At 67.0% G+C, this 12,271-nt stretch carries 12 protein-coding genes; 6 read left to right on the plus strand and 6 right to left on the minus strand.

The window, feature by feature from the left end:
• The first annotated feature begins 107 nt into the window (after positions 1–107).
• Positions 108–428 (plus strand): chorismate mutase, encoded by a 321-nt coding sequence (locus ACZ50N_RS20945; RefSeq protein WP_073684222.1) that lies wholly within the window; start codon positions 108–110, stop codon positions 426–428.
• A gap of 55 nt (positions 429–483) precedes the next feature.
• Here ACZ50N_RS20945 and ACZ50N_RS20950 read toward each other — a convergent pair whose 3' ends face one another.
• Both ACZ50N_RS20950 and ACZ50N_RS20955 read right to left on the minus strand, forming a co-directional pair.
• Positions 484–2,499: an acyltransferase family protein gene (locus tag ACZ50N_RS20950; RefSeq protein ID WP_464473673.1), complete on the minus strand. Its 2,016-nt coding sequence runs from the start codon at positions 2,497–2,499 to the stop codon at positions 484–486.
• Positions 2,500–2,571: 72 nt separating this feature from the next.
• Positions 2,572–4,029, minus strand: a complete 1,458-nt coding sequence (locus ACZ50N_RS20955; RefSeq protein ID WP_046364466.1) for an NAD-dependent succinate-semialdehyde dehydrogenase — start codon at positions 4,027–4,029, stop codon at positions 2,572–2,574.
• Between the two features lie 49 nt (positions 4,030–4,078).
• On the opposite strand from ACZ50N_RS20955, the gene pgi reads away from it, so the two are divergent.
• Positions 4,079–5,731, plus strand: coding sequence for a glucose-6-phosphate isomerase (gene pgi / locus ACZ50N_RS20960; RefSeq protein ID WP_046364465.1), 1,653 nt, complete (start codon positions 4,079–4,081; stop codon positions 5,729–5,731).
• A gap of 49 nt (positions 5,732–5,780) precedes the next feature.
• On the opposite strand, the gene ACZ50N_RS20965 is transcribed toward pgi, so the two are convergent.
• From ACZ50N_RS20965 to ACZ50N_RS20980, 4 genes are read right to left on the minus strand one after another with little or no spacing between them, the layout of a single operon-like run.
• Positions 5,781–6,596, minus strand: a complete 816-nt coding sequence (locus ACZ50N_RS20965; protein WP_046364464.1) for a glycoside hydrolase family 16 protein — start codon at positions 6,594–6,596, stop codon at positions 5,781–5,783.
• Positions 6,597–6,644: 48 nt separating this feature from the next.
• Entirely contained in the window at positions 6,645–7,394 is a 750-nt protein-coding gene (locus ACZ50N_RS20970) for an SDR family oxidoreductase (RefSeq protein ID WP_464473674.1), read from the minus strand.
• A gap of 47 nt (positions 7,395–7,441) precedes the next feature.
• A complete protein-coding gene (locus ACZ50N_RS20975; protein ID WP_046364462.1) occupies positions 7,442–8,299 on the minus strand; it encodes an Fpg/Nei family DNA glycosylase in 858 nt (285 codons plus the stop codon).
• Between the two features lie 4 nt (positions 8,300–8,303).
• A complete protein-coding gene (locus ACZ50N_RS20980) occupies positions 8,304–8,687 on the minus strand; it encodes a phage holin family protein (protein WP_046364482.1) in 384 nt (127 codons plus the stop codon).
• Between the two features lie 119 nt (positions 8,688–8,806).
• On the opposite strand from ACZ50N_RS20980, the gene ACZ50N_RS20985 reads away from it, so the two are divergent.
• The 4 genes from ACZ50N_RS20985 (at position 8,807) to ACZ50N_RS21000 (ending at position 12,257) form a co-directional block, all read left to right on the plus strand.
• Complete coding sequence (locus ACZ50N_RS20985; protein ID WP_046364461.1) at positions 8,807–9,679, plus strand: LLM class flavin-dependent oxidoreductase; 873 nt, start codon at positions 8,807–8,809, stop codon at positions 9,677–9,679.
• A 24-nt stretch (positions 9,680–9,703) separates the two neighbouring features.
• Positions 9,704–10,414, plus strand: a complete 711-nt coding sequence (locus ACZ50N_RS20990; RefSeq protein ID WP_464473675.1) for a class I SAM-dependent DNA methyltransferase — start codon at positions 9,704–9,706, stop codon at positions 10,412–10,414.
• A 69-nt stretch (positions 10,415–10,483) separates the two neighbouring features.
• A complete protein-coding gene (locus tag ACZ50N_RS20995; RefSeq protein ID WP_464473676.1) occupies positions 10,484–10,798 on the plus strand; it encodes a hypothetical protein in 315 nt (104 codons plus the stop codon).
• Positions 10,799–10,811: 13 nt separating this feature from the next.
• Positions 10,812–12,257, plus strand: a complete 1,446-nt coding sequence (locus tag ACZ50N_RS21000) for a sugar porter family MFS transporter (protein WP_464475687.1) — start codon at positions 10,812–10,814, stop codon at positions 12,255–12,257.
• Positions 12,258–12,271: the final 14 nt, after the last annotated feature.

Raw genomic sequence — 12,271 nt, forward strand, 5'->3', positions numbered from 1 at the left:
TTTTTCTACGGGTACCGGCCAGCGGTGCCCGTGGTCTAGCTGCTTCCCCAGAGCCCCGCGGTCCGCTTCCGGACCCGGGGCTTGTTTTCTGTGAGGCCCGGAACCGGATGAGACCAGACCAGTCACACGACGAGAATCCGGAGAACGACATGACGACAGACACCGCACAGGCCGCCACGACCGACAGCCCCGACATCGACGAGTTGCGCCAGGAGATCGATCGCTTGGACGCGACGATCCTCGAGGCAGTCCGGCGGCGCACCGAGGTCTCGCAGATGATCGGCAAGGCCCGGATGGCCTCCGGCGGTACCCGCCTGGTGCACAGCCGCGAGATGAAGGTCATCGAGCGCTACAGCGTGCTGGGTCCCGAGGGCAAGAACCTCGCGATGCTGCTGCTGCGTCTGGGCCGCGGCCGCCTCGGCCACTGACCCCTTGCGATTTCGGCGTGATTGCCGTCGCTAGGCGACGACAGGCACGCCGAAGTCACCGGCGCGTGACGGCGTCCATCAGCCAGGGCGTCAGCCACTGCACCGCCTCCGGTGTGGGGTGCACGCCGTCGGCACGCACGACTATCCCGTTGACTTTGGCCTGGTAGTAGCCGTTGGGGCTGAGCTTGTCGTTCAGATCCAGCACGGTGACATTGCGGCGGGCCTCGGCGACGCTGCGCAACAGGCTGTTCCACGCGTTGACGCGCTTGGGCTGGTCCTCGGGATAGAGGCTGCCGTCGGCTTTCTCCGCCCGACGGTTGTACGGCTCGGTCGTGACGACGATGCGTGCCCCTGTCGAGCCCAGGATGTCGAGCGCCCGGGTGAGCTCACCGCGCAGGTAGGCGTCATAGGCGGGCTCGCCGATGTGCGTCCACCGGCCCTCGTTCATCCGGTCGACGACCTCCCACCGGCCGACCATCAGCAGAACCACATCGGGCTTCTCGTAGCCGATGCGCTGTGCCCACCGCGCCGGCCACGAGTCGCATTCGGGTTTCTGCGGCAGTTCCTGACCCACGTACTCATACGGCCCGCCACGCGCGATACCGCAGCCGATGGTGGTGAAGTCGGCGAAGTCGACACCGGGGGTGTCGGGCAGGTACCGCATGATCGTCCATGCGATCGAATCGCCGAAGACCGCGACCCGCACGTCCCCCGGCGCGCGCTGACGTACCGGTGTGGTGACCGCGACGGGAATCTCCGGTGCGACGAGCGCGGCCGAGTCGATCAGCGGACCAGCGCCCGGCCTGGGGAACGTCACCCCGGACGGAAGCACGGTCATCGCCACGACCGCCGCTGTCGCAGCCGTCGCCGCCGACAACCGCAGCATCGGCACGAAGGTCGGCCGCCAGTCCCGGATCGGCTGCTCGATCAACCACCACGACACCGCCGCGACCGCGATCGTCGCAGCGCAGCGCAGCGCGAACAGCTTCCAGCCCTCCGACCCGGTCCGTTCGCCGTTGAGCAGCAGGAAGATCGGCCAGTGCCACAGGTAGACGCCGTAGGAGATAGCACCCAGTCCGACCAGGGGCCCCATCGAGAGCATGCGCGCGGCCGGACTGGTCTGGTCCAGCGCGACCGGAGCGATCACCAGCACGGCCGACACGGCGACGACGATCAGCAGGCCGCCGCGGAACTCGGCCGCCGTCCCGACCGCCAGGTGCGCCGCGGTGGCCAGGATCAACAGCCCGACGATCGGGAGCAACCAGGCCAGCCAGCGGGCCCAGCGTGAGCGCAACGTCACCAGGCCGGCGGTCATCCCGCGCCAATCCCGCACCACCAGTGCCGCTGCGGCAGCGCCGACGAGCAGAGCCTGCATGCGGGTGTCGGTGCCGAAGTACACCCGGTGCAACGAGTCGTCGGACGCCAGCGCGACCGATGCGACCGCCGAGCCGAGCACACCGAGCGCGGCCAGCACGAACACGGCGGTGCGGACCATCGATGCGGTGACCGGCACACCGCGGCGGTAGGCCAGGGCACCCAGCGCCGCGACGACGCCGGCGATCAGCAGCGGCCACAGCAGGTAGTACTGCTCCTCGACGCCGAGCGACCACGTGTGCTGCAGCGGTGACGGCGGGGCGCCCGTCGAGAAGTAGTCGGTGTGCTGGGCGACGAACATCCAGTTCGACATCCAGAACAGCGCGGCGACGGCCTCCTCGCGCAGACCGGCGACCGATTCGGGGGCGAACAGGTCGCGGGCGGCCACCACGGCCAGCACCATCACCACGAGCGCGGGAAGGAGCCGTCGCGCGCGGCGCACCCAGAAGCCGCGAAGGCCGATCCGCCCCGTCCGACTGGTCTCCTCGATCAGCAGCGAGGTGATCAGGAATCCACTGAGCACGAAGAACACGTCGACGCCGAGGAATCCCCCCGGCAATCCCGGCACGCCTCCGTGGTCGGCGAGCACCAACCCGACCGCGATGGCCCGCATCCCGTCCAGCGCCGGAATCCCCTGGCCCGAACCGACATAGCGGCGTGGGCCAACCCGGATCGGCGCCGCGCTCACGGCAGTCAACTCGTGTGGCCCTCCTTGCCTTCGAACAAGGAAGCCTAGGGAGGTCGGGGCGCCGTTTCCGGAAGGCGCGCGCTACTTCGTCAGGGCAATGTATTTCGTGTCGAGATACTCCTCGATGCCCTCGCTGCCGCCCTCGCGGCCGAACCCGGATTCCTTGACCCCGCCGAACGGCGCGGCAGCATCGGAGATCACCCCGCGGTTGACGCCGACCATGCCCGACTCGATGCCTTCGGCCACCCGCAGGGCGCGGTCCAGCGACTGGGTGTACACGTAGGCGGCCAGCCCGTACTCGGTGTTGTTGGCCGCAGCCACGCCCTCGTCCTCGGTGTCGAAGCCGGTGATGGGTGCGACGGGACCGAACACCTCCTCCTTGAGGATGCGCGCGTCGGCGGGCACGTCGGTCAGCACCGTGGCGGGGTAGAAGTTTCCGGGGCCGCCCGGTGCGACGCCGCCGACGGCGACGGTTGCGCCGCGGGACACCGCGTCGGAGACCAGTTCGGTGACGGTGGCGACCTGCTTGGCGTTGATCAACGGCCCCAGTGTCGACGACGAGTCGAGCCCCTTGCCGAGGGTGAACTCGCTCATCCGCTTGACCAGCTTCTCGGTGAACTCCTCACGCACCGCGTTGGCCACGTGGAAGCGGTTGGCGGCCGTGCAGGCCTCGCCGCCGTTGCGCATCTTGGCCAGGATCGCCCCGTCGACTGCGGCGTCGACGTCCGCGTCGTCGAACACGATGAACGGCGCGTTGCCGCCCAGCTCCATCGACGTGCGCAGCAGCTTGTCCGCGGATTGCTTGACCAGTGCCTTGCCGACGCCGGTCGAGCCGGTGAACGTCAGCTTGCGCAGCCGGCCGTCGTTGATCAGCGCCTCGGTCACTCCGCCCGGGTTGCTGGTGGGCAGGATCGACAGCACGCCCTTGGGCAGTCCGGCCTCGTCCATCAGCTTGGCGAGCAACAGCATCGTCAGCGGCGTCTCCTGCGCCGGCTTGACGATCATCGTGCAGCCGGCAGCAAAGGCGGGCCCCATCTTTCGAGTTCCCATGGCCAGCGGGAAGTTCCACGGCGTGATCGCGTAGCACGGTCCGACGGCCTGCTTGGTGACCAGGATGCGGCCGGTACCAGCGGGACTCGCGGTGTAGCGACCGTCGATGCGGACGGCCTCCTCGGCGAACCAGCGGAAGAACTCCGCGCCGTAGGTGACTTCGCCTTTGCTCTCGGCGACCACCTTGCCCATCTCCAGGGTCATCAACGCCGCGATGTCGTCGGCGCGTTCGGTGATGGTCTCGAACACCGACCGCAGGATCTCGCCGCGCTTGCGCGGCGCTGTCGCTGCCCACTCCCCCTGCACCGCACAGGCGGCGTCGAGGGCGGCGCGCGCGTCGTCGGGGGTGGCGTCGGCCACCTTCGTGATCACCTGATCGTCGCTGGGGTCGAGCACGTCGAACGTCGACGAACCCTCCCGCTCCTCACCACCGATCCACAGACCGGTGGGGACGGAGGCAAGCAGCGCGGAAACAGACGAAGAATCCATGTGTCCATCATTTACCCTCGGTCAAGTCGACCGCACTAGGGTTCTTTTCATGGGCTCTTCCGACATCACCGCCACACCGGCATGGCAGGCACTGTCCCGGCATCACGAGCAGATCCGCGGGGCTGATCTGCGTCAGCTGTTCGCCGAGGATCCCGACCGGGGAGCGGAGCTGACGCTGACCGTCGGCGATCTCTACATCGACTACAGCAAGCACCGCGTGACCCGCGAAACGCTGAGTCTGCTGCTCGATCTGGCGCGCGCCGCCGGTTTGCCCGAGCGGCGCGACGCCATGTTCTCCGGCGAGCACATCAACACCTCCGAAGACCGCGCCGTTCTGCACACCGCGCTGCGGCTGCCGCGCGACGCCGAGTTGAGCGTCGACGGCCAGGACGTGGTAGCCGACGTGCACGAGGTGCTCGACCGGATGGGTGAGTTCACCGATCGGCTGCGCAGCGGCGAGTGGCGCGGCGCGACGGGTGAGCGCATCACGACGGTGGTCAACATCGGCATCGGCGGCTCCGATCTGGGGCCGGTGATGGTGTACCAGGCGTTGCGGCACTACGTCGACGCAGGCATCACGGCACGCTTCGTGTCAAATGTCGATCCGGCCGACCTCGTCGCCAAGCTCGACGGACTGGACCCGGCCGCAACACTTTTCATCGTCGCGTCGAAGACGTTCTCGACCCTGGAGACGCTGACCAATGCGACGGCCGCACGACGCTGGCTGACCGAGGCCCTCGGCGATGATGCGGTGAGCAAGCACTTCGTGGCCGTGTCGACGAATGCGAAGCTGGTCGACGAGTTCGGCATCGACACCGCCAACATGTTCGGCTTCTGGGACTGGGTCGGTGGCCGGTACTCGGTCGACAGCGCCATCGGGTTGAGTGTGATGGCCGCGATCGGCAAGGAGCGGTTCGCCGAGTTCCTGGCCGGCTTCCACCTCGTCGACGAGCATTTCCGCACCGCCCCGCTGGAGGCCAACGCGCCGGTGCTCCTCGGACTGATCGGGCTCTGGTACAACAACTTCTTCGGCGCGGAAACCCGTGCGGTGCTGCCGTATTCGAATGACCTGTCCCGGTTCGCCGCGTATCTGCAGCAGCTGACGATGGAATCGAACGGCAAGTCGGTGCAAGCAGACGGCACCCCGGTGACGACGAGCACGGGCGAGATCTTCTGGGGCGAGCCCGGCACCAACGGTCAGCACGCCTTCTATCAGCTGATCCACCAGGGCACCCGATTGATTCCCGCGGACTTCATCGGGTTCAGCGAGCCCACCGACGACCTGCCCACCGCCGATGGCACCGGCAGCATGCACGACCTGCTGATGAGCAACTTCTTCGCCCAGACCCAGGTGCTGGCGTTCGGCAAGACCGCCGAGGAGATCGCGGACGAGGGCACGGCGCCGAATGTGGTGCCGCACAAGGTGATGCCGGGCAATCGGCCGAGCACCTCGATCCTGGGCACGAAGCTGACCCCGTCGATCGTGGGCCAGCTGATCGCGCTCTACGAGCACCAGGTGTTCACCGAGGGCGTGGTGTGGGGCATCGACTCGTTCGACCAGTGGGGTGTGGAGCTGGGCAAGACCCAGGCCAAGGCCCTGCTGCCCGTGCTGACCGACGATGATTCGCCTGCGCCGCAGTCGGATTCGTCGACAGACGCCCTGGTGCGCCGCTACCGCTCCGAGCGCGGCCGCACGGCGTGATTGCGGCGTGGTTGTCGTCGCTGAGCGACGACCAGCACGCCGAAATCGCTCACCAGACGCGGACGTAGTCGATCAGCATCTCGGCCGGATAGGTGCCCCCGCTGGGGTCGCCGCCGCCGGAGCCTGCGACGGCCAGGTCGAGGATCGGGAACAGCTGATAGCCCGGCTCGTTGAACTGCCAGTCGGGTAGCGCATGCGCGGGGACGTCGAAATAGGGTGCCGCGCCGTCGGTGTAGTCCCGCCAGAAGCGCATGCCGGCGTCGTCCCACTGCACCCGCCAGGTGTGCCAGGCGCTGTCCACGCTGATGGTCTGGCTGACGTGTTCGCCGCCGTTGAGCTTGGCGTGCACGGCGGTGCCCGGGGCCCAGTGGCCGTTTCCGTACCACTCCATGATGTCGACCTCGCCACCGTTGACGGGGTTGTTGTTGGCGAGGTACCACGCCGGCCAGCAGCCGGGGGTCAAGCAGTTCAGCTTGATGCGGGCTTCCCAGTTGTGGCCGATGCCGCCGCGGAAGGTGCCGAAGATCTTGCCGCTGTAGTAGGTGTCACCGTCCTTGGCGGCGTGGAACACCAGGTTGGACTTGCCGTCGAGGTAGACGTTGCGACGGTCGTCCCGGTATTGGCCGACGTTGCCGGGCAGCTCCCAGTAGGTCGGGTCCTCCATGGATTCGCGCGCGGTCGCGATCTCCCACTTCGACCGGTCGGGCGCGGAGCCGGCGGGCCCGTCGAAGTGGTCCTCGAACAGGTATTTTCCCGCAACCGGCGGGGGCGGCGGTGCGGCGTGGCCTGTCGGTGTCGGAAGGGCCGCGCCCAGCAGGCCGATCCCGGACATCACCATCAGGCTTCGACGGTCGAGATTGCGCATCCGTCGATGAAAGCACGTGTTCCTGAGGGGCCTCGTTCTGAGCCGGGTTCAGGCGAAGCGTTTGGTGTACTTCGGCGGAAGCAGTTTCATCACCTCGACCAGGGGCCACCACGGCCAGCCGGGGACGACAGCCCGACCCTTTTCCTTCTCGATCGCGTCGACCATCGCCTTGACGCCGGTTTCGTTGTCGACCATCAGCATCGTCGTGTTCGACTTGGCGGTCATCTCCGATTCGATGTAGCCGGGCTCGAGCACGGTGATCTTGATGGGTCCCGACGGATACTCCGCGCGCAGAGACTCCCCGAGTGATGTGACGCCGGCCTTGCTGGCTGCGTACGCCGCCTTGTGACCGGGAACTCCGACATTGCCCAGGACGGACGAGACGAGGACGAGGTGACCCTTGCCCGCCGCCTTGAACATCTCCATCGCGGTCTCGATCTGAACGAGTGCGGCAACGAGATTGGTCTCGATGGTGGCCTTGTTGGCCCACATCTTGCCGCCGCCGAGCGGATAGCCCTTGCCGATGCCGGCGTTGACGATCACGCAGTTGATGCCGCCGAGTTCTTCGGAGAGCTCGGCGAACACCTTGGGCACCTGGTCGTGGTCGTTGACGTCCAGCGCTGCGACAGCGACCTTGACCCCGGGATAGCGGGTGGTGATCTCGGCCCGCAGCTCGTCGAGGTTGTCCAGCCGGCGCGCGCACAGCGCGAGGTCGCGGCCCTTGGCGGCGAACTGGCGGGCCATACCGGCGCCCAGCCCCGAGCTCGCACCGGTGATCAGGATCTTCTGCCGAGTCATTGCGGCAGGATAACCGAGTTAGACAACTGCGCCGAAATCGACGGACGCTATTTCAGCAGGCGCGACATCCGCCGGTCGGCGAGCACCTTGCCCCCGGTCTGGCAGGTGGGGCAGTACTGGAACGACTTGTCGGCGAACGACACCTCGCGCACTGTGTCGCCACACACCGGGCACGGCATGCCGGTCCTCGCGTGCACCCGCAACCCGGACCGCTTCTCCCCCTTGAGCGTGGCGGCCTGCTGACCGACCGAGCGCGTCACGGCGTCGGTGAGCACCGAGATCATCGCGTCGTGCAGCGCGGCGAGCTGCGCCTCGGTCAGCTTGTTCGCCGTCGCGAACGGCGACAGCTTGGCGACGTGGAGGATCTCGTCGCTGTAGGCGTTGCCGATCCCGGCGATCACCTTCTGGTCGGTGATCACGGTCTTGATGCGCCCGGAATTGCCCCGCAGCACGTCGGCCAATCCGTCGACGGTCAGTGCCAACGCGTCGGGTCCCAGCGATGCGATCTGCGGCACGGTCATCGGGTCCGTGGTGAGCCACACCGCCAACCGCTTCTGCGTGCCGGCCTCGGTCAGGTCGAAGCCGAGGCCCTCCTCCCCCAGATGCACCCGTAGCGCGATGGGTCCCTTGCCCGGTTTCAACGGCGCGGCACCCAGCTTGTCCGACCAGCGCAGCCACCCCGCCCGAGAGAGATGCGTGATCAGATGCAGGTCGCCCGCCTGCAATCCGAGGTACTTGCCCCAGCGGTTCGCGCCGGTCACCTCTTGGCCGTGCAGCGCGGACAGCGGCGGATCGAACGTCTTGAGCACCGACAGCGCGGCGACGTCGACGCGTCGCACGATCTGCCCGACCGCATGCCGGCGCAGATGGTCGGCGAGGGCTTCGATCTCGGGCAGTTCGGGCATCTGTTCAGTCTGCCCTGACGATGAGCGACAGCGCCCAGCTCACGATCGACAGCACGATCGCTGCCCAGATGGCGGTCCACCAGAAGTCGTCGATGAACAGACCCCAGTGGGTGGTGTGCTCGGTGATCGACGAGGTGATCCACAACATCAGCGCATTGATCACGATGTGGATCAGCCCGAGGGTGAGGATGTAGAGCGGGATCGAGATGATCTGCACGATCGGTTTGATGACGGCGTTGACCAGCCCGAAGATGACGGCCACGACGAAGATGATGCCGATGCGCCCCGCGGTCGAATCGCCGCCGACGAACGCGATCCCCGGGACGACCAAGGTCACCACCCACAGCGCCACCCCGGTGAGCGCGGCCCGCAGCAGAAACGACGTCACGGTCGCCATCATCCCCCGCGGGGCCGCCCGGCGTCGACGTCTTCATCCCGTAAGACCGTCTCGCCGCGCAGGATCTAGAACACGTTCTAGTATTCGGTCAGCGACGACCAGGAGGCGATGTGCGGTTCACCTTTGCAGAAGCGATGACCGACCCGACGTTCTACATCCCGCTGGCCAAGGCCGCCGAGGCGGCGGGCTATCACGCGATGACGATCCCCGACAGCATCGCCTACCCGTTCGAATCGGATTCGACGTATCCCTATACCCCCGACGGCAGCCGCGAATTCCTCGACGGGAAGGCCTTCATCGAGTCGTTCGTGCTCACCGCCGCCCTGTGCGCGGTGACGACCACGCTGCACTTCAACCACTTCGTGCTCAAGCTGCCGATCCGGCCGCCGGCGCTGGTCGCCAAGCAGGCAGGATCGCTGGCCGCCCTGTTCGACAACCGGTTGGGCCTCGGCGTGGGAACCAGCCCGTGGGCCGAGGACTACGAGTTGCTGGGTGTGCCGTTCGCGCGCCGCGGCAAGCGGATGGACGAGTGCATAGAGATCATCCGCGGCCTGACCTCAGGTGAGTACTTCGAGTTCCACGGGGAGTTCTACGACATCCCGAAGACGAAGATGACCCCCGCACCGTCGCGGCCCGTGCCGATCCTGATCGGTGGGCACGCCGACGCGGCTCTGCGCCGGGCGGCCCGCAACGACGGCTGGATGCACGGCGGCGGCGACCCGGAGGAGCTCGACGCGCTGCTGGCGAAACTCGCCCGCTTCCGAGAGGAGGAGGGCAGCGCCGGCAACGACGACTATCAGATCCACGTCATCTCGATCGACGCGTACACCCTCGACGGCGTGAAGCGGCTCGAGGACAAGGGCATCACCGACGTGATCGTCGGATTCCGGATTCCGTACATCACCGGACCGGACACCGAGCCCCTCGACACGAAGATCCGCAATCTGGAGATGTTCGCCGAGAACGTCATCGCTAAGCTGTGACGGCACGTGGGTAGAGTTCGGTCGATGACACGCGGCGCCTACGACGTCCCCGACGCCTTCGATGCCGGCGCCGACGCCTACGACGGACTGGTCAGCGCGAACCCCGGCTATCACGACCACCTCCGGCTGTCGGCGCAGCGCATGCAGCTCCCCGATGAGGGCCGCGGGCTGCGGCTGCTCGACATCGGCTGCGGTACAGGCGCCTCCACGGCCGCGCTGCTGGAGGCGGCGCCCCACGCCGAGATCATCGGCGTCGACGGGTCGGCCGGGATGCTCGAGCAAGCCCGGGCCAAGCAGTGGCCGGACACGGTGAGGTTCGTGCACAGCCGCGCCGAGGGTCTCGCCGACGCCGGGGTCGCCGGACCGTTCGACGGCATCCTCGCCGCCTACCTCGTGCGCAACCTGTCGGACCCGGATCCGGTGCTGCAGACACTGCGCGGGCTGTTGAGGCCGGGCGGCGTGTTCGCCGCGCACGAGTACTCGGTGCGCGATTCGGCGGTCGCCCGCGTGACGTGGAACCTCGTCTGCGCGGCCATCATCATCCCCAGCGGCAAGATCCGTTCCGGGGACGCCGGGCTCTACCGCTACCTGCGCACCAGCGTCAACGACTTCGACGGTGCGACGGCATTCCGGGAGCGCTTGCAGCGCAACGGTTTCGTCGACGTCCGCAGCGAGACGGTCTCGGGGTGGCAGCGCAACATCGTGCACACGTTCCTGGCTCACGCACCGCGCTGATCCCGTCGTCGCGTCGATTTCCTCAAATGTGACGGGATTAACACTGCCGAGGTTGGGGCACACACCGGCATGGCTTTCAAACTCACGTACTCGGACGGGCAGGAATCCACGCACGACGACGACACCATCTGGGAGCTCGACGACGGTGTTCTGAAACTGGGCCGCGAGAAAGACAAGTGGTCGGTATTGCTGTCGCCCAGTCACTGGGCGGTTCTGGAACTCGTGGCGTCCTCGTCGTCGGATTCTGACGGCGACGACGAGGAGGACGGCGACAAGTCCGACGACAGCAAGAACTCTGACGGCAAGGACTCCGACAAGTCGGAGAAGTCCGACGACGACAAGTCGGAGAAAGACGAAAAGTCCGACAAAGACGACGACAAGTAGCCATCACAATCGCCTGCGCTACAACGACAGGAGCCCGCGGATGAGTTCGCATGAGACCGCCGCGGCGGACAACGACAGGGCCACGGCCCCGGGCCAGTTGACGGGTGCGGCGATCATCGTCGCACTCGTCTCGGCGGTGTCGGGCATGCTCTACGGCTACGACACCGGCATCATCTCCGGCGCGCTTCTGCAGATCACCAAGGACTTCGGCATCGAGGAGTCGTGGAAGCAGGTGATCGCCGCCAGCATTCTGCTTGGTGCTGTCATCGGCGCTTTGACCTGCAGCTACCTATCTGAGAAGCGCGGCCGCAAGGGCACCCTGCTGATGCTGGCCGTCGTGTTCGTCGTCGGTGCGCTCTGGTGCGCAGTCGCGCCGAATCCGTTCGCGCTCTCCCTCGGCCGGCTGGTTCTCGGGTTCGCAGTCGGCGGCGCGACACAGACCGCACCGATGTACGTCGCCGAGTTGGCTCCGCCGAAATATCGGGGCCGGCTGGTGCTCTGCTTCCAGATCGCGATCGGCGTCGGAATCGTGATCGCGACGATCGTCGGTGCCACCGAACACATTCCGTGGCGATGGTCGATCGGGGCTGCGGCCGTCCCCGCCGCGATCATGCTCGTGCTGTTGCTGCGCCTACCCGAGAGCCCGCGCTGGCTGGTGAAGAACGATCGCGGCGACGATGCCCGCGACGTCCTCGAACGGGTTCGCCCGTCGGGCTACGACGTCGACGGTGAGCTCGCGGAGATGGAAGAGCTGACCCGCAAGGAGCAGACCGCGAAGACCAGGGGGTGGCCGGGTCTGCGCGAGGCGTGGGTGCGTCCCGCTCTCATCCTCGGTTGCGGCATAGCGATATTCACTCAGCTCAGCGGCATCGAGATGATCATCTACTACTCGCCGACGATCCTGACCGACAACGGCTTCTCGGAATCGGTGGCGCTCGAAGTGTCCGTCGCACTGGGGGTCAGCTATCTGGTCGCGCAGTTGGTCGGGTTGTCGATCATCGACAAGGTCGGCAGGCGCCGGCTCACGCTGATCATGATCCCGGGTGCCGCGGTGAGCTTGTTCGTACTCGGAACCCTCTTCGTGACCGGCAACAGCGGCCGGGATTCGGTGCCGTTCATCATCGCCTGTCTGGTCGTCTTCATGCTGTTCAATGCAGGCGGTCTGCAACTCATGGGCTGGCTGACAGGCTCGGAGACCTACCCACTGGCGGTGCGGCCCGCGGGGACGGCGGTGCAGTCGGCGGCGCTGTGGGGAACGAATCTGCTCATCACGCTGACACTTTTGACGTTGATCAGCGGCATCGGGGTGGGCCCGGCGATGTGGCTCTACGGGTTGTTCAACGTGGCGGCGTGGCTGTTCGTGTACTTCCGCATGCCCGATCTCACCGGTCGCAGTCTCGAGGAGATCGAGAGCAAGTTGAGTGACGGGAAGTTCCGGCCCGCAGACTTCGCGCGCTGATCCGACACTCCCTG

This window comes from Mycolicibacterium obuense, from assembly GCF_055397605.1.